23 protein-coding genes and 1 pseudogene are annotated in these 25072 nt (G+C 70.9%); 4 read left to right on the top strand and 20 right to left on the bottom strand.

Annotation, left to right across the window (positions count from 1 at the left end; translation table 11 throughout):
* Positions 1-21: 21 nt before the first annotated feature.
* The 4 genes from J2S22_RS27810 to meaB all read right to left on the bottom strand — a co-directional run bounded on the left by J2S22_RS27810 (position 22) and on the right by meaB (position 3205).
* The gene (locus tag J2S22_RS27810) at positions 22-771 is read right to left on the bottom strand and encodes a DUF3750 domain-containing protein (protein WP_272779789.1); all 750 of its coding nucleotides are present in this window, start codon (positions 769-771) and stop codon (positions 22-24) included.
* A 231-nt stretch (positions 772-1002) separates the two neighbouring features.
* Positions 1003-1203 (bottom strand): CsbD family protein, encoded by a 201-nt coding sequence (locus tag J2S22_RS27805; RefSeq protein ID WP_272779788.1) that lies wholly within the window; start codon positions 1201-1203, stop codon positions 1003-1005.
* A gap of 261 nt (positions 1204-1464) precedes the next feature.
* A complete protein-coding gene (locus J2S22_RS27800; protein WP_272779787.1) occupies positions 1465-2106 on the bottom strand; it encodes a pyroglutamyl-peptidase I in 642 nt (213 codons plus the stop codon).
* A gap of 94 nt (positions 2107-2200) precedes the next feature.
* A complete protein-coding gene (meaB, locus tag J2S22_RS27795; protein WP_272779786.1) occupies positions 2201-3205 on the bottom strand; it encodes a methylmalonyl Co-A mutase-associated GTPase MeaB in 1005 nt (334 codons plus the stop codon).
* 306 nt (positions 3206-3511) lie between these two features.
* Here meaB and J2S22_RS27790 point away from each other — a divergent pair, with 306 nt between their 5' ends.
* Positions 3512-5758 (top strand): SGNH/GDSL hydrolase family protein, encoded by a 2247-nt coding sequence (locus J2S22_RS27790; RefSeq protein WP_272779785.1) that lies wholly within the window; start codon positions 3512-3514, stop codon positions 5756-5758.
* An 87-nt stretch (positions 5759-5845) separates the two neighbouring features.
* Here J2S22_RS27790 and J2S22_RS27785 read toward each other — a convergent pair whose 3' ends face one another.
* The 6 genes from J2S22_RS27785 to pstS (J2S22_RS27760) form a co-directional block, all read right to left on the bottom strand.
* On the bottom strand, positions 5846-6502 hold the full coding sequence (locus J2S22_RS27785; RefSeq protein ID WP_272779784.1) for a hypothetical protein: 657 nt from the start codon (positions 6500-6502) through the stop codon (positions 5846-5848).
* Between the two features lie 78 nt (positions 6503-6580).
* Positions 6581-7642 (bottom strand): phosphate ABC transporter substrate-binding protein PstS, encoded by a 1062-nt coding sequence (gene pstS / locus J2S22_RS27780; RefSeq protein WP_272779783.1) that lies wholly within the window; start codon positions 7640-7642, stop codon positions 6581-6583.
* Positions 7643-7662: 20 nt separating this feature from the next.
* Complete coding sequence (gene pstB, locus J2S22_RS27775) at positions 7663-8493, bottom strand: phosphate ABC transporter ATP-binding protein PstB (protein ID WP_272779782.1); 831 nt, start codon at positions 8491-8493, stop codon at positions 7663-7665.
* Positions 8494-8502: 9 nt separating this feature from the next.
* Positions 8503-9411: a phosphate ABC transporter permease PstA gene (gene pstA / locus J2S22_RS27770; RefSeq protein WP_272779781.1), complete on the bottom strand. Its 909-nt coding sequence runs from the start codon at positions 9409-9411 to the stop codon at positions 8503-8505.
* Positions 9408-10385 (bottom strand): phosphate ABC transporter permease subunit PstC, encoded by a 978-nt coding sequence (pstC, locus tag J2S22_RS27765; protein ID WP_272779780.1) that lies wholly within the window; start codon positions 10383-10385, stop codon positions 9408-9410. The genes pstA and pstC overlap by 4 nt, the downstream gene beginning before the upstream one ends.
* Before the next feature lie 99 nt (positions 10386-10484).
* The gene (pstS, locus tag J2S22_RS27760; protein ID WP_272779779.1) at positions 10485-11522 is read right to left on the bottom strand and encodes a phosphate ABC transporter substrate-binding protein PstS; all 1038 of its coding nucleotides are present in this window, start codon (positions 11520-11522) and stop codon (positions 10485-10487) included.
* Between the two features lie 802 nt (positions 11523-12324).
* Here pstS (J2S22_RS27760) and J2S22_RS27755 point away from each other — a divergent pair.
* A complete protein-coding gene (locus tag J2S22_RS27755; protein ID WP_272779778.1) occupies positions 12325-13146 on the top strand; it encodes a hypothetical protein in 822 nt (273 codons plus the stop codon).
* 61 nt (positions 13147-13207) lie between these two features.
* Entirely contained in the window at positions 13208-13795 is a 588-nt protein-coding gene (locus J2S22_RS27750) for a Uma2 family endonuclease (protein WP_272779777.1), read from the top strand.
* A 4-nt stretch (positions 13796-13799) separates the two neighbouring features.
* On the opposite strand, the gene J2S22_RS27745 is transcribed toward J2S22_RS27750, so the two are convergent.
* The 10 genes and pseudogenes from J2S22_RS27745 to J2S22_RS27700 form a co-directional block, all read right to left on the bottom strand.
* The gene (locus J2S22_RS27745; RefSeq protein WP_272779776.1) at positions 13800-14147 is read right to left on the bottom strand and encodes a HepT-like ribonuclease domain-containing protein; all 348 of its coding nucleotides are present in this window, start codon (positions 14145-14147) and stop codon (positions 13800-13802) included.
* 188 nt (positions 14148-14335) lie between these two features.
* Positions 14336-14446: pseudogene (locus tag J2S22_RS27740) on the bottom strand (nucleotidyltransferase domain-containing protein); the annotation flags it as partial.
* Positions 14447-14502: 56 nt separating this feature from the next.
* Complete coding sequence (locus J2S22_RS27735) at positions 14503-15279, bottom strand: DUF3298 and DUF4163 domain-containing protein (RefSeq protein ID WP_272779775.1); 777 nt, start codon at positions 15277-15279, stop codon at positions 14503-14505.
* Between the two features lie 321 nt (positions 15280-15600).
* A complete protein-coding gene (locus J2S22_RS27730; RefSeq protein ID WP_272779774.1) occupies positions 15601-16164 on the bottom strand; it encodes a hypothetical protein in 564 nt (187 codons plus the stop codon).
* A gap of 4 nt (positions 16165-16168) precedes the next feature.
* Complete coding sequence (gene scpA, locus J2S22_RS27725) at positions 16169-18337, bottom strand: methylmalonyl-CoA mutase (RefSeq protein WP_272779773.1); 2169 nt, start codon at positions 18335-18337, stop codon at positions 16169-16171.
* 259 nt (positions 18338-18596) lie between these two features.
* Positions 18597-20480, bottom strand: coding sequence for a methylmalonyl-CoA mutase family protein (locus J2S22_RS27720; RefSeq protein WP_272779772.1), 1884 nt, complete (start codon positions 20478-20480; stop codon positions 18597-18599).
* A gap of 173 nt (positions 20481-20653) precedes the next feature.
* On the bottom strand, positions 20654-21154 hold the full coding sequence (folK, locus tag J2S22_RS27715; RefSeq protein WP_272779771.1) for a 2-amino-4-hydroxy-6-hydroxymethyldihydropteridine diphosphokinase: 501 nt from the start codon (positions 21152-21154) through the stop codon (positions 20654-20656).
* Positions 21147-21524: a dihydroneopterin aldolase gene (gene folB / locus J2S22_RS27710; protein WP_272779770.1), complete on the bottom strand. Its 378-nt coding sequence runs from the start codon at positions 21522-21524 to the stop codon at positions 21147-21149. The genes folK and folB overlap by 8 nt, the downstream gene beginning before the upstream one ends.
* Positions 21521-22360: a dihydropteroate synthase gene (gene folP / locus J2S22_RS27705; protein ID WP_370878255.1), complete on the bottom strand. Its 840-nt coding sequence runs from the start codon at positions 22358-22360 to the stop codon at positions 21521-21523. Before folP ends, folB begins: the two co-directional genes overlap by 4 nt.
* Before the next feature lie 181 nt (positions 22361-22541).
* Positions 22542-22949, bottom strand: coding sequence for a DUF4332 domain-containing protein (locus J2S22_RS27700; RefSeq protein ID WP_272779769.1), 408 nt, complete (start codon positions 22947-22949; stop codon positions 22542-22544).
* A gap of 423 nt (positions 22950-23372) precedes the next feature.
* Between J2S22_RS27700 and J2S22_RS27695 the strand changes: the two genes are divergently transcribed.
* Entirely contained in the window at positions 23373-25052 is a 1680-nt protein-coding gene (locus J2S22_RS27695) for a helicase HerA-like domain-containing protein (RefSeq protein ID WP_272779768.1), read from the top strand.
* The last annotated feature ends 20 nt before the right edge of the window (positions 25053-25072 follow it).

Genomic DNA, 25072 nt, shown 5'->3' with positions numbered 1-25072 from the left:
GCGCCGCGGCGCGACGGGGCGTCAGCGGCCGGCGGCCGCGGCGCTGGGCAGCGGATCGAGACCGATGCGGCCGTAGCCCGGCAGCTTGAGGGCGGGACGGCGGACGTCGAGCCCGACGACGAGGCCGAGCAGGTTCAGCTCGAGCCCTTCGACCCAGCCGGCCTTGACCCCGACCACGCCCCAGGCGCTCGCCTCGACGCCGGTGCCGCTGTCGCTCGGCCCCACATAGGCGCCGGGGCGGAAGTCGCGGCCGATGGCGTTCGCCGGCAGCAGCGCCGCGAGCTCGGGGACGGCGCGCAGCACGCTCGCCACGAAGGTGTTGCTGTTGGGGCCCGGCCACACCCGGTAGTCGCCGGCATTGGCCCACTGATAGCCGCGGATCGCCGCGCGGATCTTCGGGATCAGCGCCTCGGCCGCCTCGCCCGAGACGTCGGCGACGACGATCGGCGGATTGCCGTACCAGCGGCCGTCCGGCGCCCAGCCGTTCATCCGCACCGGATTGCCCCAGCCGACCACGTCCCAGCGCGACCAGCTTCTCGCGTCCTTCTCCTTCAGGACGACCCAGCTGTGCACGGCGACGACGCCCTTCCAGCCGCCGGTGCGGCCGGTCAGGACGAGCACGCGCGCGTCCGGATGGGCGGCGGCCGGCGGCAGGCTGCCGATGCTCGACCAGTCGGCGTCGCGCCAGCTGCGCGGCGTCTCGCCGGCGGCGTGGAGGACGGCCCGCACGGCGAGCGGCAGCAGGAAGACGGCGAGGACGGCGAGGATCATCAATCGGCGACGGCGGCGCGGCCGGCGGGCCTTCGCCGGCGGCTCGGGGGAGGGCGGTTCGGACGGTGACGGTGCTGACGGGGACGGTGGGCTCATGGCGGCGTCATCATAGATGGGATTGCGTCGCCAGTTTGCCACCCGGCGCGAAAACAAGGGCGTCCGGGGCGGGAGCCCCGGACGCCCTTGCGTCCATTCGGACGTGACGCAGACGTGATGTGGACGTGATCGTGATCAGGAGTGACGGCCGAGCCAGTCGTCGACGTCCTTCTTCACCTGGTCGCGGGTGTAGCCGTAGCGGTCCTGCAGCTTGCCCTCGAGCTGGTCGCGCTTGCCGTCGATCGCGGTGAGGTCGTCGTCGGTCAGCTTGCCCCACTGCTCCTTGATCTTGCCCTGCACCTGCTTCCAGTTGCCTTCGATGCGATCCCAGTTCATGGCGGTACCTCCGTTGACGCTGATGCCGAGGTAACCCGGGCGTCGGGGCGCGGTTCCGCATGCCGGCGCGGCGATTGGCCGGCCCGCCGGGCTCTTGATCCCGCGCCGGCGCGACCTGGAGCGGCCTTCGGTTGGGATGAGTCCGACTCGATTCCGCTCGTCCCCGCGGAGGCGGGGACCCAGGGCCGCAGGTCGCGGCGCCCTGGGGTTCCGCTTCCGCGGGACTGAGCGGAGTGTGGGCCGACTTCAGTGGAAACCGCTCTAACGGGAGCGTGCTGCGGCGACGATCAGCTGCTCGAGCGCGGCGACGAGACGGGCCCGCTCTCGCGCGACGTGACGACGACGTGACGCTACCCGTCCGCCGCGGCCGAGACGATGCAGCGGCGGCACGTGCACGAACACGACGCGGCGCGGTCCGCCCGGCCGGTCGGCGGCTTCCAGGGCCCGCCAGTAAGAATAGTTGCACAGATAGCCGCCGGCGTTGCGCGACACTGCCGGCGCGATCCCGGCCTGCCGCAGCGCCGCGGCGAGACGCGCCACCGGAAAGCGGCCGCGGGACAGGAACGGCGCGCCGGGCGCGATGCTCGTCACGGGGCTGCGCGCTCCGCCCGCATCGGGAAACAGCACGGTGTTGCGGTTGCGGGCGACGAGCTCCAGCCGGACGCGGTCGGCCCGCGTCGCGACGCCGAGCAGCACGATCACGTCCGGCGTCTCGCGGGCCAGCAGGGCGGGGAGGTCGCGGTCGACCGCATCCCAGCGCGTCTCGAACACGTGACCGACGATCCGCACCCCGGCGAGCGCCGGCCGCCGCCTCCTGATCAGATCGCGCACGAGATCCGCCGTCGGATTGTGGGCCGCGCCGGGAAAGCGTCCGAAGCCGGTGAGGAGGAGGGTTCGCGTCATCGGGACCACGGAGTCCGAGACAGACGGCCTTCGGCCCTGGGACGCCTCGCGGTGGCCGTCGACGGCGCACATCGTGTCGCGCCGCCCGTCGTCGTCACCACCCGAGCGACGCGAAGATCTGATCGACCGCGACGGCCGGCGAGAGGCGGCCGTCGGCGACGTCGGATTCGATCCGCGGCAGCTCGGCGGCGAGCGCCGGGTCGGAGGCGATGCGGGTCCGCATGCGGTCCTCCACCATCGACCACATCCACTTGACCTGCTGGTCGCGGCGGCGCGCCGCGAGCTCGCCGGTCTTCGTCATGGTGTCGCGGTGCTCCACCACCTTGTTCCACAGCGCCGCGAGGCCGTCGCCCGTGTAGGCCGAGTAGGTGACGACCGGCACCTGCCAGTTCGGCGAGCGCGGCGACAGGATGTGCAGGGCGGCCCGGTACTCGGCCGCCGCGGTGCGGGCGCGCGGGAGATTGTCGCCGTCCGCCTTGTTCACCGCGATCATGTCGGCGAGCTCGACCAGGCCCTTCTTGATGCCCTGCAGCTCGTCGCCGGCGCCGGGCAGCATCAGGGCGAGGAACATGTCGGTCATGTCGGCGACCGCCGTCTCCGACTGGCCGATGCCGACCGTCTCGACCAGCATCACGTCGTAGCCGGCCGCCTCGCAGATCAGCATGGTCTCGCGCGTCTTCGCCGCGACGCCGCCGAGCGTGCCGGCCGAGGGCGACGGCCGGATGAAGGCGTTCGGGTCGGCCGAGAGCCGCGCCATCCGGGTCTTGTCGCCGAGGATCGAGCCGCCGGTGCGGGCCGAGGAGGGGTCGACCGCCAGCACCGCGACCTTGTGGCCGAGGCCGGTCAGGTAGCTGCCCAGCGCGTCGATGGTGGTGGACTTGCCCACCCCGGGCGCGCCGGTGATGCCGACCCGCATCGCCTTGCCGGTGGCCGGCAGCAGCTCCTGCACCAGGGTGCGGGCGGCGCGCTGGTGGTCGGGGCGCTTGGATTCGGCCAGCGTGATGGCGCGGGCCAGCAGGGCGCGCTCGCCGGCCCGGACGCCGGCGACGAGGCGGTCGATGTCGGAAGCCGACGAGGCGAAAGCGGGGCGCGGACTCATGCCTCCCTGTGTAGAGCAGGACGGGCCGCGGAGGAACGCCCGCCGGCTCGACCGGGCCATGCGCCGGTCGCCGCACCCGCCCCGGGCGGCGGCGGGCGGAGGCCCGTTTCGCTGTCCGCGATAATGAGCCATCACGGCGTGCCGCAGGGGCGGGCAGCCGGCGCCGCGCCGGCCGGCCGCGCGGGACTGTTCACGAGAAGAAACAATGGTTTACGGTTGTGGTTAACGAAGAATGAACTTTCCGCTCCTCACCGGCGACCAAACGGATATCATTGGCGAAATTCCGGCGCCGGAGGGGGGACACTCATGCGCTCCAGTGCGGTTCTGCGCTTCGAGACGATTCTGCGCTTCGACACGGTTCTGCGCGCCAAGGCGGTTCTGCGCTCCAAGACGGTTCTGGCCTCCAGAATGGCCGTGGCCGGCGCGGTCGCGGCGACCGCCCTCGTCCTGTCGGCGCCGTTCGGGACGGCGGCCGCCGCCGACCTCGTCTGGGAGGTCGAGAACCCCTTCCGCTTCTTCAAGCGCACCAGCGCCTTCGATCTGCACGAGCGGGCCTACAAGGCGGTGCGCGGCGCCGCCGAGGATCCGGTCCCCGGCAACATCGTCTGGCGCACCGAGCGCCGGCTCAACGATCCGGACTGCCGCGACCGCTCGTCCCCGACCTCCTGCGCCGCCACGGCCGGCCGTGGCTACGAGAAGAGCCGGCTCGGCTGGGCCGCCCAGACCCTCGATTTCACCTGCTACGACCGCGACGCGCGGCCGCGCCGCTATCCGACCGTGTGCGAGCGCCAGTACTCCTGGGGCCGCGCCAAGGAAGACACCATCCTGCCCGACGCCCATACCGTGATCGTGCGGCTCGCCCCCGAGCATCTCGCGACCGCGACGGGCGACTGCACCTGGACGTGGCAGCCGCGCCGCGGCGGCGCCGGCGAGACGGTCCGCCAGGCCTGCGGCCGTCCGTTCGTGATCAAGCGGGTGCCGTTCTCGACCAGCCGCGCCGCCTCGGGCGCTTCGGTCGCGGTCAGGCTGCCGGACGGGCGCGAGCTCGCCGATCCGAACGTCGTCGTCGAGGACGTGCTGGTCGTCGCCATGGGCGACAGCTTCGCCTCCGGCGAGAGCAATCCGGACCGTCCGGTCGTGTTCAGCGCCGGCCGCGAGATGGTCTACGACCCGGTCAACACCCGCGACGACGTGGCGACCCGCTCGATGCGGGCGCCCGTCTACGGCGTCGCCTCGGCGCCCGAGGGCACCAACCCGAAGGCGCTGCCCAAGCGCCTGATGGAGGACGAGGTCAAGGGCCTGATCTTCCGCCCGACCTCGGCCGAGTTCCAGGCCGCCTTCGACAGGAGCCGCGCCCAGTGGCTCTCCGCCGACTGCCACCGCTCGCAGTACGGTTACCCGTTCCGGGTCGGCATCCAGCTCGCGCTGGAGAACCGCCACCGCGCCGTCAGCTTCGTCAGCCTCGCCTGCTCGGGCTCCGACACGGTCGAGGGCCTGTTCGGCCCGCGCGAGCCGCGCGAGCAGACCACCGGCCCGAACGCCCAGAAGAGCGTCGTGCCGCAGCTCGACCAGCTCACCGAGCTGATCTGCCGGCCGGGCGCCCCGCGCTCGCGCGACGTCACCTACACGCTGCCGACCTACTCGATCGGCTCGACGTCGATCTCGTCGCAGACCTTCACCAAGTTCTGGTGCCCGCCGGAGAGCCGCAAGCGGCCGATCGACCTGGTGCTGCTGTCGATCGGCGGCAACGACGTCGGCTTCGGCGCCCTGGTCGCCTACGGCATCACCGAGAGCGCCGCCGACCTCGCGCCGATCGCCGGCCTGGTCGGCCGCACGCTGCGCTTCGAACCGCCGGTGGCCCGCGCCTATCTCGACGTGCTCGACCGCCGCATGAAGGCCGTCAAGGACGCCTTCGTCGACGGCTTCGGGATCGATCCGTCGACCGTGCTGCACAACGCCTACGAGCCGGTGGAGTTCGACGAGTCCGGCCGCGTCTGCGGCCTCCAGCCGACCCTCGGCCTCGACGTGCATCCCAAGCTCCAGTACAGCCAGGCCCGCGTCCAGCAGGTGTCCGACTTCACCCGCGAGCTGCGCGCCCGCCAGGAGTGCATCGCCGACGCCCGCAAGCGGCCCGGCTGCCCGCGGCTCGCCACCGGGGCCGGCACCGGCTTCCGCTTCGTCACCGAGCACACCAACCTGTTCGCCAAGCGCGGCGTCTGCGCCCGCGATCCGCAGCGCGCGCTCGCCGACCAGGTCAACATGGCGATGCCGCGCCTGTCGCTGCGCACCGACGACTTCCAGCCCTACTCGCCGGCGGCGGCGCTGCCCTACGGCAAGCGCTGGCGGCTGATCCACAGCCCTAACGACGCGTTCCTGACCGCCAACACCCACCGCGAGGGCATCTCGCCCTTCGACATCCTGCAGCCCGCCTACGCGGCGCTCTATTCCGGCGCCTTCCACCCGACCGCCGAAGGCCACGCCATCGTCGCCGATACCGTGGTCCGCCACGCCCGCGACATCGTCGACCGCCGCGCGATCGTGGATGCGCGGTAGGGGGAGGCAGTCGCCGACAGCGGGCGATGCGGCCGTCGGCCGTTTCTCACTCCCGAGCCTGCGGCGCGGTCCGCCGGCTCGCCGGTGTCAGCGGGCGCGCGGCTCCCGCAGGAACGCCCGGCACGCGCTGCGCTGCAGGAACGCCGCGAAACGTCGCTTCTGCCAGGGCATCTCCAGGCGCAGCCGCAGGCCGGTCTTGCTGCGCGCCTTGAACACGCCGGACCAGTCGAGCAGCGGCTTGGCGTCGTCGAGCGTCAGCACCACGGGCGGCAGGCCCTCGCGGGCGAGCAGCCAGCTCATGATCAGCGTGCCGGTGCGATGGTTGCCCTCGACGAACAGCTCGGGCGTGCTGAGCATCCGGATGTAGACGCCGGCGGCGCGCCGCCACGGGGATTCGTGGGCGTGCAGCGCGTGCCACTCGACGATATCGCGGACGCCGCCCTCGGAGCGCTCGTAGAAGCGGTGCTCGGTGGCGGCGAGATGCCCGGCCGCCTCGGCCCGAACGGTCGTGTCGGTGCCGCACAGCACCAGCGCGTTGAGCTCGAGCCAGTCGCGCGATCGACCGAACGAGAAGAGATCGACCTCGTCGGCGACGAGGCGGTCGACGGCGGCGTAGCCCGCCATCATCCGGTCGATCCAGCCCTCGTCGGGATTCTCGCGCGGATCCCGCAGCGAGAGGTTCAGGCGGGCGAACGCGTGCGCGACGACGCGCAGCGAGGCCTCGATCGCCGCGAGGTCGAGCACTACACCGGTATCCGGCGCGCAAGGCACCGGACCGGCCAGGTCGAGAGCGTCCGAAATGGGAGGCTGCTCCGGTTCTGTCTATTGCGAGAGGGCGCCGAGCGCGTCGCGACCGAGCGAGACGATGTCGGCGGTCAGCGGAACATAGCCCAGCTCGCGCGCCAGGGCCTGCCCCTGCTGGCCCAGGCCCCAGGCGACGAAGTCGCGGGCCGCCCGGCCCTTGGCGGCGTCGCGTGGCTCGCGGTAGAGGAACAGCCAGCTGTAGGAGACGATCGGATAGGCGTTGGCTGCCGTCGGGTCGACCACCGAGGCCTCGAGCTCGCCCGTCTGGCCCGAGCGGGCGGAGAGCGCGAGCTGCGCCGCCTCGGCGGACGGCGCGACGACGCTGCCGGACCGGTTCTGCAGCGCCGCGACCGGAAGGCCGAGGCGCTTGGCGAAGCCGTACTCGACATAGCCGATCGAGCCTTCGCTCATCTTGATGCGCGCCGCGACGCCTTCGTTGCCGGCGGCCAGCATGGCCCGGCCCGGCCACGACACCATCTTGCCGGCGACCAGGCCGGCGCTCCGCCACGCCGGATCGGCGGCGGCGAGGTGGCGCGTGAAGGCAGCCGTGGTGCCGCTCGAGTCGCGCCGCGTGACCAGCGCGATGTCGCGGGGCGGCAGTTTGAGGTCCGGATTGGCGGCCTTGATGCGCGGATCGTCCCAGCGCGTGACCGTGCCGGCGAAGATGCCGACATAGACGTCGCGCGGCAGCTTCAGTGCGCCGCCGAGGCCCGGCAGGTTGTAGGCGAGCACGATCATGCCGGCCGTGACCGGCACCGCCACGGCGCCGCCCGGCACCTTGGCGGCGTCGGCCGCCGACAGCACCTCGTCGCTGGCCCCGAAGTCGACCGTGCCGGCGAGGAAGCGCTTTACGCCCTCGCCGGAGCCGACCGACTGGTACGTCACGGCGGCGCCGCGTTCTGCCTTGTAGGCGGCGATCCATCGCTCGTAGAGCGGCGCCGGGAAGGTGGCGCCGGCGCCGGCGACGGCCGGGCCGGAGGAGCCGGTGGCGGATTGCTGGGCGAGGCCGGCGGCCGGTGCGACGGCCACGGCCATCCCCACGGCCGCGGCGACGATCATCGTGCGACGTGACGCACCCATGGGAGCCTCCCTCGCGGAGATCAGCTGAACTTGCCGCCGATGTAGTCCTTGGTGAGCTGCTCGCGCGGGTCCTCGAACACCCGCGCCGTCTCGTCCATCTCGACCAGGTAGCCGGTGCGGCCGCCCTTGGAGATGTCGACGGCGAAGAACGCCGTGATGTCGGCGACGCGGGTCGCCTGCTGCATGTTGTGGGTGACCAGCGCGATCGTGTAGTCCTTGCGCAGCTCCAGCATCAGCTCCTCGATGCGCCGCGTGGCGATCGGGTCGAGGGCGGAGCAGGGCTCGTCCATCAGGAGCACGGTCGGTTCGGTGGCGACCGCGCGGGCGATGCACAGGCGCTGCTGCTGGCCGCCCGAGAGCGACAGGCCGCTCGCCTTGAGCTTGTCCTTCACCTCGTCCCACAGGGCGGCACGCCGGAGGGCGTGCTCGACGCGACCGGCCACGTCGCCCTTGAACTTGTTCAGCCGAAGACCGAAGGCGACGTTGTCGAAGATGCTCATCGCGAACGGGTTCGGTTGCTGGAACACCATGCCGATGTAGCGACGCACCACGACCGGGTCGACCGACTTGTCGTAGATGTCCTGGCCGAGGAACTGGACGTTGCCCTCCAGCTTAAACCCGTCGATCAGGTCGTTCATGCGGTTGAGGCTGCGCAGCACCGTGCTCTTGCCGCAGCCGGACGGGCCGATGAATCCGGTGATCTTGCCTTTCTGGATGGGCACATGGCTGTCGCGGACGGCGAGGAATTGACCGTACATGATCTTCTCGACACGGCAGTCGATGGCGATGTCGTTGCTGCCGGCCCGTACGGCCGAGGGACCCGGATCCTGGATGGCTTCCACGGCGCTCATGATCACCTCCTAGTACTTCGGTCGACCGAGTAGACGGCTCAGCAAGTTGAACACCAGAACGATCAGCACGAGGACGAGCGACGCGGCCCAGGCGAGCTGGATCTGGTTCTCGAACGGCATGCTGGAGAAGTTGAAGATGAGGATCGACAGCGACGCGGTCGGCTCGCTGACCCGGCTCAGCCAGTAGTTGCTGAACAGCGCCGTGAACAGGAGGGGCGCCGACTCGCCGGCGACACGCGCGACCCCGAGCATCACGCCCGTGACGATGCCGGGCAGGGCGGTCGGAAGCACCACCTTCCAGATCATCTGGGTCTGCGTGCAGCCGATGCCGAGCGCCGCATCCTTCATCTTGCGAGGGACCATCTTCATCGCCTCCTCGGCGGTGAGGATCACGGTCGGCAGCATCAGCAGCGACAGGGCGATGCCGCCGGCCAGCGCCGAGTAGGTGCCCATCGCCAGCACCACGACGGCGTAGACGAAGACGCCCGCGAGGATCGACGGGAAGCCGGTCAGCACCTTGGAGAGGAAGCGGGCGGCTCGGCCGAGCCGGGCGTCGGGCCCGAGCTCGGAGAGGTAGACGGCGGCGAGCACGCCGAACGGGATGCTGATCGCGGCGGCGATGCCGACCATCACCAGGGTGCCGACGATGGCGTTGCCGAAGCCGCCGCCCGTCTCGAAGCCGGCCGGCGGCAGGTCGGTCAACAGTTCGAGCGAGAGGCGTGAGCCGCCCTCGACGATGAGCATGTAGAGCACCGAGACGAGCGGCACGGCGGCCAACAGGGCGATCAGCCAAGCGCCGCCGGTCAGGAGTACGTTGGCGACGGCACGGCCGTCCGACCACGAATGGGCGAGGTCGGGCGTGGAGGTATCGCCGGAGATCGGCGGGACGCGTCCGGTTTGGGCGGCGAGGTCGGTCATGCCTTACCCGAGATTTTCCGCTGCGTGATGGTGAGCAGGCCGATGCCGGCGATGTTGACGAGGAGCGTGATGGCGAGGAGGACGAGCGCCGCGTACATCAGCGCCTCGACCTCGACCGGGCCGGCCTCGGGGAAGTGCGAGGCGAGCAGCGCGGCGAGCGTCTCGGCGGGAGCGAACAGCGACAGGGTGAGCTGGTTCGAGTTGCCGATCAGCATGGCGAGGGCCATCGTCTCGCCGAGCGCCCGGCCGAAGCCCAGCACCATGGCCGAGAAGATGCCGCCGGCGGCGGTCGGGACCATCACCTTGAGGATCACCTCCCACTTGGTGGCGCCCATGCCGAACGCCGCTTCCTTGGTGCGGTAGGGCACGGCATTGAGCGCGTCCTGGGAGATCGCCGCGACGGTCGGCAGCACCATGATGGCGAGCACGATGGCGGCGGGCAGCAGGCCGGGGCCGGACAGCGAGGTGCCGAAGAACGGGATGAAGCCGAGGGTCTCGTTGAGCCAGTTGGCGGCCGGGCGGATCGCCGGGATGACGACAAAGATGCCCCACAGGCCGAACACCACGCTCGGGATCGCGGCCAGCATCTCGACGATCAGGCGGAACAGAAAGGCGAGCCGGGCCGGCAGGAAGCCCTGAGTCAGGAAGATCGCGACGGTCAGCCCGAAGAAGCCGCCGAGCGTCAGCGCCAGCAGCGACGAGTAGAGCGTGCCCCAGATGGCCGGCAGGATGCCGAAACGCTTCTCCTGCACGTTCCAGCTCGACCCGGTGAGGAAGTCGAGATGGTAGTCGCGGATCGCCGGCATGGCCTGGCCGCCGATCTTCCAGACGATGTAGGCGACCAACACCAGGATGAGGGCGGCGGCGAACCAGGCGAGCGCCCGGAAGCCGCGGTCGACGATGTATTCGGGGCCCGACGGGGCCTGGCTGACGGCACCGCGCGGGGCGGCGAGGGCGAAAGGATGGTCCGACATGCTCGACATCCAGGCGTGCGGCGGGATCGATGGGCGTTGCGGCTCGCGCCTGCGTCCGGCAGCCCGCCGGATCGCGGGCCGCCGGGGCGCGTGCGACGGTTACTGGATGTCCTTGGCGGCGGCGCGGATCTTCTCGATCACCGGGGCCGGGAGCGGGATGTAGCCCATGCTGTCGGCGATCGTCTGGCCCTTGGTCACGGCGTACTCGACCAGGTTGCGCAGCACCTCGGCCTTCTTCGGATCCTGCTTCTTGTAGAACAGGAGCCAGGTGAAGGTCGCGATCGGGTAGGACTCGGCGCCCTCCGGATCCTCGATCCAGCCGCGGAGGTCGGGGCCGAGCTTGGCGGCCGCGAGCGTCGCGGCGCCGGACTTGTCGCTCGGCGCGACGTACCGGCCGGCCTTGTTCTGCAACAGCGCCGCGTTGGTCTTGGTCAGCTTGGCGTAGCCGTACTCGATGTAGCCGATCGCGCCGGGCGTCTGCTTCACCGTGGCGGTGACGCCGTCGTTCTTCGGCGCGCCGACGATCTTGTCGCTCTTCGGCCACTCGACCGTGGTGCCGCTGCCGATCGCCTTGGCGAAGTCGGCGTCGATCGCCGAGAGGTGCTTGGTGAACACGAAGGTCGTGCCGCTCGAGTCGGAGCGCCGCACCACCGTGATCGGCAGGTCGGGCAGCTTGAGGTCGGGATTGGCGGCGACGATCTTGGGGTCGTTCCACTTGGTGATCTTGCCGGCGAAGATCTTCGGGTAGACGTCGCGCGGCAGCTTCAGGTTCGGCGGGTTGCCGGGCAGGTTGTAGGCCAGCACGATCTCGCCGGCCGTGATCGGGATCAGCACCACGCCGCCGTCGACCTTGGCGATCTCGGCGTCAGTCATGGCGGCGTCGCTGGCCGCGAAATCCACGGTCTTGTTGACGAAGTCCTGGATGCCGGCGCCCGAGCCCTTCGCCTGGTAGTCGACGATGACCTTGTTGTCCTTGCTGAACTGCTTGAACCAGGCCGAGTAGATCGGGAACGGGAAGCTGGCCCCCGAGCCGATCAGGCGCATCTCCTGCGCCTGTGCGGGCGAGGACACGCCGGCAAGGATCAGGCCGACGGCGAGTGCGGCGGTCGCCGTGACGGAAGCGCGGAAGGATGTCATGTTTGCGGCTCTTTCACTGTCTCGCACAGCGGTCAGGGTGGGCGAGGTGGTGCTCGTCAGACACGTCGGTCGGCCGACATGGCCACGGAGCAACGGCTCCGGAACCCTGTGCGATGCTCGTCTCCGGTCGGGGGCTCCGCCGGTCGTTGCAGCGGCGCCCCTTCCCATGAGCGATAGTTACTGTCCGGTGTATAAAGGCTGGATGACAGTGGCGGCGCCCGCCTGCCTTGGAACGCCGGCAGGACGGCGTTGTCGGGCCGGATCACCGACACGTGAGCGGCCGACCGGCTCTCGGAGGCGCGATCGTCGCCACGGGCCGAATGCCGTCGCGTCCGCAGCCGGTGACACGGACGCTGTCATTGGTCCCTCGGCGGGACGTGGCACGGCGACCTGCGGTGCGTTGTCGGGCAGGCGGCGGCAATGATAACCTCGTGAACGAGATGCCGCGCACCCCCGGCGGCCCGCATCGGCGCGGGAGCGGGCGCGGTGCGGCCGACGAGGCGCCACCATGGACGACCGTGCGGGGTCGGCGGACGCCGACCGGCCCGTCCCGGACCGGCGCAGCGCCGATCCGCCCGAGCCGCGGGACGATCACCCGGCCCGGCGTCGCGGCGCCCGCGAGGCGCGCGCCGGTGATCCGCGCAGCTGGGGCGACGGCCCGATCGCCCGGGCCCGCCGGCCGGCCGAGACGGCGGCGATGGATCGGCCTCAGCGCCGTGCCGGCCTCGCGGTTCATGCGGCCGGCCCGCCCCGTGACGCCCCGCCGGCGTCCGAAGGACCGGCCGACCGGGCGGGGCATTCGATGGCGTACGCCGTGACCGACCCGGCCGAGGCGGCCCGACGCGCCGTCGCAGGACACTTCGCGGCGCGGCTGCGCGGCGCCGCCGATCCGGTCCCGGTGCTGATCGACTGGGCGGGCGCCCTCGCGGCGCGGGCCGGCGACCTCGCGGGCGCGGCGGCGCGGCACCTGCTCGCCGAGGCGGACGTGAAGCTCGCCGCCGCCGGCGCCGTCGCTCCGCTGCCGGCGGACGGCCTGATCGTCTGGGCCGAGGTGACGGCGGCGCTCGCCCGCCGGGCCGAGACGCCGGCCGAGGCCGACCGGCTGTGGCGGCTGGCCGCCGAGCGGTTCTCCGAGGCGGCGCGACGGCAGCCCGGGCGCGGCGACGCGCTGGTCGCCTGGGCCGGCCGTCTCGTCGCGCGCGCCGCGGCGGCCGGCGATCCGGAGGAGGCGGCGCCGCTCCACGCCGAGGCCGACGACGTCTTCGCGCAGGCGCTGCGCGTCGCGCCCGGCGACTACGACGCGCTGTGCGACCGCGCCGCCGCGCTGATCGCCTGGGCCGCGATCACCGACGATCTCGACGAGAGCGACGCGCTGCTCGACCGCGCCGAGACGGTGTGCCGCGCCGCGCTGACCATCGCCCCGACCGAGACCTACACGCTCGCCTGCATCGCGGCGCTGCGCGGCCGCACCGAGGACTGCCGCGAGGCCCTGGAGGCGGCGGCCCTCGCCGCCACCCTGCCGCCGCCCGAGCACCTCGCCGGCGACGAGGATCTCGCCGCCGTGCGCGGCGAGCCGTGGTTTCGCGCGCTGCTCGGCCCCCGGCCGACCGCCGGGGCGCATTGAGGCCGGCTCGCCGTTCGGCAGCGGCAGGCCTATAGTCACCGGGTCGAACGAGGGCTCGCTGATGACCGTCGCCGTCACCCGAGGTGCCGAAGGCTTCCCCCGCCGTGCCTTCACGGTCGACGACATCCGCCTGATGATCGAGGTGGGGCTGATCGGCCCCGAGGAGAATTTCGAGCTCATCGAGGGGGAGATCGTCCCGATGCGGGCGAAGAGCGTCGCGCACGACCGGGTCAAGAACTCTCTCAATCTCGCGTTGGCGCGGGCCGTCGGACCCGGCCTCTATGTCGGGATCGAGGCTACGGTTCAGCTCGCCCGCGACGTTCTCGTCGAGCCGGATCTGTGTGTCATCGCGCAGTCCGTCTACGACGCCGATCCGAAGAGCTTCGCCCAGCCGCGCGCCGAGGACGTGCGGCTGCTGATCGAGGTCGCCGTCAGCAGCACGGCCTACGACCGCAAGGTCAAGGCGCGGCTCTACGCCCGCCACGGCATCCGCGAGTACTGGGTCATCGACGCGGCCGAGCGGGTGACGGTCGTCCACACCGGTCCGGCGGGCGACGGCTGGGCGTCGGTCGTGACCCGCCCGGCCGAGGCGATGCTCGCCTGCGCCGCCGTCCCGGGCTTCGCGTTCCGCCTCGCCGATCTCGGGTGAGTCGTCAGCCCGCGCTCTCGTCCCGCATCACCTGCACTACGAATGCCTTCAGCGGCGGAAGGTCGGCCTCGACCACGGTCCAGACGATCGCCGTGTCGATTCGGTGATAGGCGCGACGCAGGCGGTTGCCGAAACCCACGAGCTTCGGCCACGGGATGTCGGGCGCACGCGCCTTCACATCCGCCGGAAGATGGCGCGACGCTTCGCAGACGATCTCCAGCGCGCGCTCGGTGGCGAACTGGAGGAAGCGATCGGCGGCGTAGTCGTCCCGCGACTTGCCTCGCAGCAGGAACTCGACGTCGGCGATCGCCTGGAGGATGTGGCGGACGCGGTCGGCGACGGTGGGCGGCATGTCAGAACACCGCGATCACGTCGTCGGCGATCCGCTCGGCCATCTGCGGCTCGAGCGACCGGCGCATCGTCACCTGGGTGGGGGATGCCGGTCGCCGCCTCGATCGCCAGCGCCACGCCCGAGAGGTCGAGGAGCGAGAAGGCGGCGTCGGGATCGACCTCGATCAGCACGTCGAGGTCGCTGTCCGGCCGGGCGTCGCCGCGCGCCCGCGAGCCGAAGATGGCGAGCGCCGTCACGCCCTCGGCCCGGATGACCCCGGCCCTGGCGCGCAGCGTCGCGATGATCTCGTCGCGGGTCATGGCCCATCATACTGCCGGTCCTGGGCCGGCGGCCAGCGGCTCCCGCGCAGCGGCGGTCAATCGTCCTTCCTGGGCGGCGGCGGCTCGCCGCCGAACACGGCGCGGCCCTCGGGCGACAGGTACTGTTCGAAGGCGCGCCACGGGATCACCACGGTGTAGAGCCCCTCGGCATAGGCGCCGACCGCATAGGGGGAGAAATGCACCTCGAGGCCGCCGCTCCGGCCGGGCTCGTTCGACGGCGCCGGCACCAGCGGGCCGAGCTTGAGGAGCGAGGGCCGGATCTCCTTCAGCCACTCGTCCTTGGCCGGATCGGCGGCGACCGGCACGTCGCGCGCCTTCTTCTCCTTCGCGACCGCGGCGCGGACCAGCGTCGCCAGCGCCCGCAGGGTCGGGCCGTTGTCGGCCGTCTCGGTGAAGAACGGCCGCACGCTCACCTGCTTCTTGGCCTGCGTGTCCCACAGGATGGTGTCGACCACGGTGTTGGGGTGCGCCCCGCCCGTGAAGGCGTAGTCGCGGCGCAGCACCCCGACATAATGCGAGAAGCGCGACACCTCGGTATAGCTGCGCTCGAAGCCCCAGCTCCGCCCGTCGGAGAAGTCGGACGGGTCCTGCCGCCACGCCTTGTCGGCATCGCGCCGGTTCGCCTCGCCCCATTTTTTCCCCTCGGCCGAGAGGTTCTCGAACAGCCCGGGCGCGCTCTTCAGGCCGGCGTCGACCTCGACCTTGAGGTCGAGATATTTCGTCTGGACCGCCATCACGGTGTCGGCGGCGGCGGGTGCGATGCCGACCAGCAGCGCGACGGCGGCAGCGGTGAGGAGACGGGGGAGGTGCATCGAGGAGGGATCCGGATCACAGGGCCAGGGTGCCGTTCGTCTGCAGCAAGGCCTCGCGCTTGGCAATGAGGCGTTCCACATCGCGTAGAGGGCTTCGGCTCGCGGGCGAACTGGCGCCGGTAGCGCTCAGGAACCTGGCGGGCGAAGCGCCACGGCATCGAAGGCGAGTACACCCCAGGATGAGGACACGTAGCGTGAAGGTATTTTGATGTCGTTTGGCAGATCGATCAGTCTTCGGCAGAAAGTCTTCCGCCACAGGCTTGTTGTTCTTGAGGTTCCATCTATTTCATCTAGTGGCTTATGTTCGCTTAAATAATATATCTATTTAATAGACAATAAGAATTTCATTATTTTTCTTTCATCAAAATATGTTTTTATATAGAAATTTATCGCTTCAATTACCGTGAGACTTTTGTGATTGGTCTCCCCCAGCACGATTTTTGACCAATACCCGAAATATGGTCTGAAATCAGAATAATCCATTATGCGAGATTCAACGAGATCATTGAAGCGCCCAACGTCCGCGAAAAAATTATCAAAGCAGTCCCGAATAACAACGTCTTTGTTGGAAAATTTGCTTATTTTTCGCAGAGCGGAAACGAGCATTGCTTCATTATACTCTATGGTCGGCGCGCCGACCATAGCCTTATGCTCTTCACTTAGGACGAGCAGGCGTTCACGCCAGTCCATCATAAGAAGTGCGTTTCGTACCAATGGTTCTTCGAAGAACTTCGTGATGGAGGTGTTCGCGAATTCCTTTCTCTTCCATTTGTTGGTATTTTCAATCTGCCGCGCCGTGATCAAGAGCGAAAAGGCCGTCGCCGAAAAGCCGACGACCTTGACTAATAAATCCGCTTTATCCAACCAAGTGGCGTGTTCGCTCAATCTGCTACTCCGCCGCGGCGCGCTCGTGGCCGAGGCGGCGGTTGAGCTTCTTCACCAGCTCCTCTGCGGCGTCGGAGATGACGGTGCCGGGCGGGAAGATCGCCTCGGCGCCGGAGGCCTTCAGCGCGTCCCAGTCCTGCGGCGGGATGACGCCGCCGACCACGATCATGATGTCGGGCCGGCCTTCCTCGGCGAGCGCCGCCTTCAGGGCCGGCACCAGGGTCAGGTGGCCGGCGGCCAGCGACGACACGCCGACGATGTGGACGTCGTTCTCCACCGCCTGGCGGGCCGCCTCGCCGGGCGTGGCGAACAGCGGGCCGATGTCGACGTCGAAGCCGAGATCCGCGAAGGCCGAGGCGATCACCTTCTGGCCGCGGTCGTGGCCGTCCTGGCCGACCTTGGCGACCAGGATGCGGGGCCGGCGGCCCTCGTCGCGCTCGAACTGCGCGACCGCCTTCTGCACCCGCTCCACGCTCTGCGCCATGGCGCCGACCTCCCGCTTGTACACGCCCGAGATCGCCCGGATCTCGGCGCGATGGCGCCCGAACACCTTCTCCAGGGCGAGCGAGATCTCGCCGACCGTCGCCTTCTTGCGCGCGGCGTCGATGGCCAGCGCCAGCAGGTTGCCCTTGGCCGGGTCGGCCGCCGCGTGGGTGAGGGCGTCGAGCGCCGCCTCCACGGCCTGCGGGTCGCGCTCCTTGCGCAGCCGCTCCAGCTTCTCGATCTGCATGGTGCGGACGGCCGAGTTGTCGACCTTCAGCACGTCCAGGGTCGCCTCGTGCTCCGGCTTGTACTTGTTGACGCCGATCACCGACTGCACGCCGGAATCGATGCGCGCCTGGGTCTTGGCCGAGGCCTCCTCGATGCGCAGCTTGGGGATGCCGGCCTCGATGGCCTTGGCCATGCCGCCGAGCTCCTCGATCTCCTGGATGTGGCCCCAGGCCGTCCTGGCGAGCTCGTAGGTGAGCCGCTCGACGTAGAACGAGCCGCCCCACGGATCGGCGATCCGGCAGGTGCCGCTTTCCTGCTGCAGGAACAGCTGGGTGTTGCGGGCGATGCGGGCGGAAAAATCGGTCGGCAGGGCCAGCGCCTCGTCGAGCGCGTTGGTGTGCAGCGACTGGGTGTGCCCCTGGGTCGCCGCCATCGCCTCGATCGCGGTGCGCACCACGTTGTTGTAGACGTCCTGCGCGGTGAGCGACCAGCCCGAGGTCTGCGAGTGCGTGCGCAGCGGCAGCGACTTCGGGTTCTTCGGGTTGAAGCCCTTCACGATCTTGGCCCACAGGAGGCGGGCGGCCCGCAGCTTGGCCACCTCCATGTAGAAGTTCATGCCGATGGCCCAGAAGAAGCTGAGCCGCGGCGCGAACGCGTCGACCGTCAGGCCGGCCTTCATGCCGGCGCGGATGTACTCGATGCCGTCGGCGAGCGTGTAGGCGAGCTCGAGGTCCTGCGTCGCTCCCGCCTCCTGCATGTGATAGCCGGAGATCGAGATCGAGTTGAACTTCGGCATGTTCGCCGAGGTGAAGGCGAAGATGTCGGAAATGATCCGCATCGAGGGCTGGGGCGGATAGATGTAGGTGTTCCGCACCATGAACTCTTTGAGGATGTCGTTCTGGATCGTGCCGGCGAGCTTCACGGGCGGCACGCCCTGCTCCTCGGCGGCGACGATGTAGAGCGCCATGATCGGCAGCACGGCGCCGTTCATGGTCATCGACACGCTCATCTGGTCGAGCGGGATGCCGGAGAACAGCGTGCGCATGTCGTAGATCGAGTCGATCGCGACGCCCGCCATCCCGACGTCGCCGGTCACGCGCGGGTGATCCGAGTCGTAGCCGCGGTGGGTGGCGAGGTCGAAGGCGACCGACAGGCCCTTCTGGCCGGCCGCGAGATTGCGGCGGTAGAAGGCGTTGGAGTCCTCGGCGGTCGAGAAGCCGGCGTACTGCCGCACCGTCCACGGCTGCGTCACGTACATGGCCGGGTAGGGCCCGCGCAGGAACGGCGGCACGCCCGGATAGGTGTCGAGGAAGTCGAGCCCGGCGAGGTCGGCCGATCCGTAGGCCGGCTTCACGGCGATCCCCTCCGGCGTCATCCAGGGCGGCGCGGCGGTTCCGGCCGGGGCCGGCGGATCGGCGGTGTCGGCGAACGCGACCGTGGCGAAATCCGGAATCCTCGTCATGTTCGAGCCTCGTGCGAGATGCGACCCGCCGGCCGCCAAATCAGTCCCCGGAGATCGGTCCCCGGCATCGGGGCTCCGGGATCGGTCCCGGAGATCGGCCGTCCGAGAGGGCCTTCCGGGAGTGTAGCGCGCCGATCCGTCGTTCGGCCACCTGTCGTTGCGTCCGTCGCCACGTGCTGCGTCGTCATGTCGTCGACAGTCGCCGCGACCGCGGCGCGGTGCGGGCTCGCGCTCCGCACGGCGCCGTGTCGTCGCGTGCTCAGGCGGTTCCGGCGAGCGTCTGCGCCTCTTGCAGGGTCGCGAGCACGTCGCAGCCCATGAAGATCGCATGGCCGATGCCGGCGGCCTTGAACTCCTGTTCGCGCTCGCCGGGACGTCCGGCGAGATAGATGTGCGGGCAGCCCGCCGCGGTCAGCGCCTTGGCGGCCTCGACCGCCTCGGCGGCGTAGCCGTCGTCGGACGAGCACAGACACGCGAGCGTCGCGCCGGAGGCCTTGTACGCGGCGGCGAGCGCCGCGAGGTCGGTCTTGCCGTCGGCGAAGAAGCCGTCGTTGCTCACCGCCTGGATGCCGCCCGCCTCGAAGAAGTTCTTGGTGAAGGTGGCGCGCGCCGTGAAGCCGGCGAGCCTGCCCAGATTGGCCAGGAACACCTTCGGCCGCGAGCCGGTCTTCGCCAGCGCCGCGTCGGAGGCGTCGCGCAGCGCCTCGAAGGCGGCGGCGGTGCGCATCGGCGCGAGCGGCGTCAGCGTCACGCCCGCCGGCAGCGGCGCCACGGCGGGCGGGGCGACGTCGAGCACGGCCGGAGCGGCCTCCGCGATGTTGGGGAACTCGCTCACGCCGGTGATCGGATCGCGCCGGCCGGCCGCGGCCTTTTCGCGCGCCGCCCGGACACCGGCCACCTTCTTCTGCAGGAGCCCCTGGGTCAGCGCGGCCCAGATGCCGCCGGCGCTCTCGATCTCCTGGAACAGCGTCCAGGCGGTGTCGCAGAGCTGCCCGGTCAGCGCCTCGATGCCGCCGGCCCCGGCGGCCGGATCGGTGACCTTGGCGAGATACGACTCCTCCAGCAGGATCAGCTGGGTGTTGCGGGCGATGCGGCGCGCGGCGCGGTCGGGCAGGCCGAGCGGCGCCGTCCACGGCAGCACGGTCAGCGCGTCGGCACCGCCGACGCCGGCCGAGAACACCGCGACGGTCGCGCGCAGCATGTTCACGGCGGGATCGCGCTTCGTCATCATGCGCCACGCCGTCTCGGCCGAGACGACGATGTGGGCCGGGGCGAGGCCGCAGGCCGTCTCGACCCGCGCCCACAGCTTCCGCAGCGCGCGGATCTTCGCGATGGTGAGGAACTGGTCGGCGTCGGCCGCGACCCGGAACGACACGGTCTTGCGCGCCGCGTCGAGCGGGATGCCTTCGGCCTCGAGCGCCCGCACATAGGCGAGCGCGACGCTGAGCATGAAGGCGAGCTCCTGCGCCTCCGAGCCGCCGGCGTCGTGCACGACGCGGCCGTCGGCCACCGCGAACGGTCCCTTGAAGCCGCGCGCGGCGAGGTCGCGCACCCGCACGACGAATTCCTTCGTCATGTCGGGCCAGGCGATGCGCGCCGATCCGAACGCCGCCATCGCGCCGATCGGGTCGATGCCGAAACGGATGTCGAGCGCCGCCGGCGAGAGCCCGCGCGCCGCGACCAGATCGGCGAGCCGCTGCGGCGCCTCGCGGGCCTGCGGCGAGAGCTGCAGCTCGAGCGCGATGGCGTCGAGCCGGATCTCGTCGAGCACCTTGGCGAGCGTGTCGGCGTCGGCCGCGATGCCGTAGCCGCGGGCGCCGAGGCTGCCGGCGAACACCAGCGAGAGGCCCGTCGCGCCGTTCTCCAGATCGTGCAGCGCCTCCGCATTGGCCGCCTTCGGATCGGGATGGTCGACCCGCTGCAGCACCAGCCATGGCGCGCCGCTGGCGCGCGCCGCCACCGGATGGGCGGTGCGGGCGCTCGGATACAGCGGCTCGATGCGCAGCCCGTCATAGGTCTTGGAGACGAGCCGTTTCTCGAAGGGCGCGCCTTTCAGCGTGCCCTCGACGAGCGCGAGCCACTGCTCGCGGGTGGCCGGCGGAAACTCGCCGGCGAGCGTGAGGTCTTCGGCGGTCTGGGTCATGGCGCGGAAGATGCCACGACTGGACCGTTTCGCCAAGGAATCGATCGCCTCCGCATGGCTGGACCCATGCCGTTAGTTGGTCTGGGCAGCAGCGCATAAGTATAGGTCCGGATGCTGATGGCGTCGGTAAGCATTCACGCCGCCCCGGCCTCCGGCAATCTACGGAGTTCTGATCATTTGCTCGGCAGCCGCACGATGCCGCCGGCGTCGATACGGGCCGCGAGATCGCGGACTCTCGTGTCGCCGATCAGACGATCCGGTGCGATCTCGGCGAGCGGCACCAGCACGAAGGCGCGCTCCACCGCACGCGGATGCGGCAGCGCGAGATCGGGAGCGTCCATCACGACCTCGCCGGCCGCGTCGCGGTACGAGACGATGTCGATGTCGACGGTCCGCGGGCCCCAGCGCCGTTCGCGGCCGCGGTCGCGGCCGAGCGCCGTCTCGACCGTGCGGGCGAGGGCGAGCAGGTCGCGCGGCGTGCGAGTCGTCGCGACGACGGCGCAGAGATTGACGAAGTCCGGCTGGTCGGGGTCGCCCCACGGCGGCGTCCGGTAGTCGGCGGAGCGCGCGACGAGCCGCACCGTGCCGTCGGCGCACAGGAGGTCGAGCGCGCGGGCGAGCGTCGCGCGCGGCTCGCCCAGATTGCCGCCGAGCGACAGGACGGCGTCAGCCATGCCGCCGGCGCAGGATCGACACGCCGACATCCGTGAAGGTCGCCGGGATCGGCGCGTGCGGCTTGTGCACCGTGACCCGCACCTCCTCGACCCGCGGGAACGTCGCGAGGATCGCCTCGCACACGGCGCCCCCCGCCGCCTCGACGAGCCGGAAGCGCTTCGCCGCGAAGGCGCGCGTGGCGCAGTCCACCACCTGGTCGTACGACACCGTGGTCGAGTGCTTGTCGGTGCGCGACGCCTCGGAGAGGTCGGCCAGCAGGGTGAGGTCGAGCAGGAAGGTCTGGCCGACGGTGCGCTCGTGCTCCATCACGCCGTGATAGGCGTGGACCGCGAGGCCGGTGACGAAGACGGTATCGAGGGCGGAGGTCATCGGGCGTTCCGGATGGCGGCGGCGACTCTGAGCGCCTGGACGGTCTCGGCGACGTCGTGGGCCCGCACGATGGCGGCCCCGTCGAGCACGGCGAGCAGATGGGCGGCGATCGACCCGCCGAGCCGCCGGTCGGGCGGGGCGGGCGACACCGAGTCGATGAAGCGCTTGCGCGAGGCGCCGACCAGCAGGGGCCGGCCGAAGGCGAGGAAGCGCGCCGTCGCCGCGAGCGTCGCGAGGCTCTGCGCCGGCGTCTTGCCGAAGCCGATGCCGGGATCGAGCACGATCTGCCCGGCCGCGACGCCGGCCTCCGCCGCGACGGCGAGCGAGCGGGCGAAGAAGGCCTCGACGTCGGCGACGATGTCGATCGTCGGATCGGCCGCGTCGCGGTTGTGCATGACGACGATCGGCACGCCCCGCGCGGCGGCGAGCGCCGCGATGCCGGGATCGCGCTGCAGCCCCCACACGTCGTTGAGGATGGTCGCGCCGTGGTCGAGCGCCCATTCGGCCACCGCGGCCTTCATGGTGTCGATCGACACCGGCACGCCGAGCGCCGCGACCGCCGGCAGCACCGGCGCGAGGCGGGCGATCTCGTCGGCCGCCGAGACGGGCGTCGCGCCGCCATAGGGGCGCGTCGACTCGGCCCCGACATCGACGATGTCGGCCCCGGCCGCGACCATGTCCCGCGCCTGCGCGATCGCCGCGTCCGGATCCAGGAACCGGCCACCGTCCGAGAAGGAGTCCGGCGTCACGTTGAGCACGCCCATCACCAGCGGCCGTCCGGCACGCAGGAGATCGGCGAGGCTCGCGGGAGCGGTCGGGGCGGGGACCGGGATCATGCGCAGGGGCTTTGCGCGACGCCGGGGCGGAGTCAAGCGCCGCGGCGGTTCTCCGTCGCGGCCGTCTCCGTTGCCTGCATGGAGCGGCAGCGGAATGCGGGGCCACCGCTCCCGCATGCCGCTGCGCTGAATGCGGGCTACGACGTCACGCGGGCTGCATGCGGGCTGCTGCGACCGGACCTCAGTAGCTGATCTTGACCGGCAGATCCTTGGCGGTCTCGATCCAGCGCTCGATCGCCTTCTCGGTGGGCAGCGTGCGCACCAGCTTGCGGTGGCGGTTCACCTCGGCCATGCGCTTCGCCAGGTTGGCCGGGTTGCGGTATTTCAGCTCGCGCACCGTGTCGACGCCGGCCGCCTCGAGCAGCTCGGCATAATCCTCGCCGACCCCCTTGATCCGCATCTTGTCGGCGAAGTTGGCGATGCGCAGCAGGCACTGCGGCGTCAGCCCGGTACGCTCGGCGAGCAGCTTGCGCCCCTTCGGGTCCTTGGCGGCCTCGAGCAGCCGGCTGGTGGTGCGGATGCCGGCCGCCTTCAGGGCGGCGGCGACGCCCGGCACGATGCCGTCGAGCTCCGCGATCGAGTATCTCATGGCGCGGCCCCGCGCGCCGGCACCCGGCAGCGGACCTGCGGCCTCCTGCAGCGGATCTGGGTGTGGTTCGAGCCTCGCTCCGGCCTCTGCGCGGCATCGCACATCGCGCCGGACCAGGCAGCGATTCGGCTGGCAACGAAAACCATGGCCCCCTCTCGCCCCGGCCTTGTCGGTCATCATTCTGACATCCCGGGATCGAAACACAATGCGGCCCGGATTGCCAAGGCGATGTTGAAGGCCTGTGTTGCGATCCCGCAACGACCACCGCGGCTCGCCGCTATGCGACATTCGGGCGAGCCATGTCGGACACCGCGCCGCTCGCGCCGGTAAGCTGCACTCAGTATAAGCCTGAAGCGATCAGACGGGTCCGGCGGCGCGCGGCCGGCGGGCCGCGGCGGCGGCGGAGGCGATCGGGAGGCGACCATGGGCACCCTGGATCAGGACGGAAAAATCCTCGTCGGCAGGAGCGACAAGCCGGAATACCTCACCCTCGCGCTCGGCAACCGGCACGGGCTGATCACCGGCGCCACCGGCACCGGCAAGACCGTCACGCTGCAGGTGCTGGCGGAAGGCTTCTCGCGCGCCGGCGTTCCGGTGTTCGCCGCCGACATCAAGGGCGACCTGTCGGGCGTCGCGGCGCGCGGCGAGGCCAGGCCCGCCTTCGTCGAGCGGGCGAGACTGATGGGCTACGACTACGCGCCCGATCAGTTCCCCGTGGTCTTCTGGGACCTGTTCGGCGAGCAGGGCCATCCGATCCGCGCCACCGTGCACGAGCTGGGCCCGCTGCTGCTCGCCCGCATGCTCGACCTCAACGACGTCCAGGAGGGCGTGATCAACATCGCCTTCAAGGTGATGGACGAGGCGGACGGCACCGCCGACGGGGTCGCCCGCGATCTCGTCGATCTCGGCAATCTGCGCGAGCTGCTCGCCTTCCTGGGCCAGAACGCCAAGGACATCGGCAACCGCTACGGCAACGTGGCGCCGGCCACCATCGGTGCGGTGCAGCGCCAGCTCCTGGTGATCGAGAACCAGGGCGGCGAGAAGTTCTTCGGCCTGCCCGACCTCGACCTCGCCGACTTCATGGCGGTCGACGCGCAGGGTCGCGGCCGCATCAACATCCTGGCCGCCGACAGGCTGATGCAGAGCCCCAGGCTCTACGCCACTTTCCTCTTGTGGCTGATCGCCGAGCTGTTCGAGCGGCTGCCCGAGGTCGGCGACCTCGACAAGCCGAAGCTCGTCTTCTTCTTCGACGAGGCGCATCTCCTGTTCAACGAGGCCCCGAAGGCGCTGCTCGACCGCATCGAGCAGGTGGTGCGGCTGATCCGCTCCAAGGGCGTCGGCATCTATTTCGTCACCCAGAACCCGCTCGACGTGCCCGACACCGTGCTGGCCCAGCTCGGCAACCGGGTGCAGCACGCGCTGCGCGCCTTCACGCCGCGCGACCAGAAGGCGGTGCGCTCCGCCGCCGAGACGTTCCGGCCGAACCCGAAGCTCGACACCGCGGCGGTGATCACCGAGCTCGGCAAGGGCGAGGCGCTGGTGTCGTTCCTGGAGGGCAACGGCACGCCCTCGATGGTCGAGCGCGCCCTGATCCGGCCGCCGGCGGCGCGCGTCGGCCCGCTCACCCCGCAGGAGCGCCAGGCGATGCTGGCGGCGAGCCCGCTGCGCGGCCGCTACGACAGGGCACAGCCGCACCGGCCGCTGACCGATCTCCTCGCCGGCGGCGCCGCGCCGTCGGGCGAGGGCGAGGCGGCGCCGCGCAACGGCTCCGGCCGCAACGGCGGCGGCCGGGACGGGCGCACCGGCAACGGCGCGCCGGCGGAGCAGCCCGGGCTCGGCAGCCGCATCCTCGGCGGCATCGGCGCCTTCTTCGCCCATCCGGCGGTGCGCCAGTTCGGCCGCTCGGTCGCCGCCGTGGTGGCCCGCACCGCCACCCAGGAGGCGATGAAGCGCATCGGCATGTCGCCGTCGTCGCGGCGCAGCTACGCCCGCACGAGCCGCAGCCGCACCCCCTACGGGCTGCTCGACGACGGCGGCGCCGAGACCGGCACGGCCGCCGAGCGCGGCCTGTTCGGCACCCCGCAGCGCCCGCCGCGCCGCTGATCCGTCTTCTCGACCAGGGA

It is taken from the genome of Rhodoplanes tepidamans (genome assembly GCF_030813915.1).
GTDB classification, from domain to species: domain Bacteria; phylum Pseudomonadota; class Alphaproteobacteria; order Rhizobiales; family Xanthobacteraceae; genus Rhodoplanes; species Rhodoplanes tepidamans.
The sequence above is the reverse complement of the archived record's forward strand: the minus strand, read 5'-3'. Positions and strand labels throughout refer to the sequence as shown.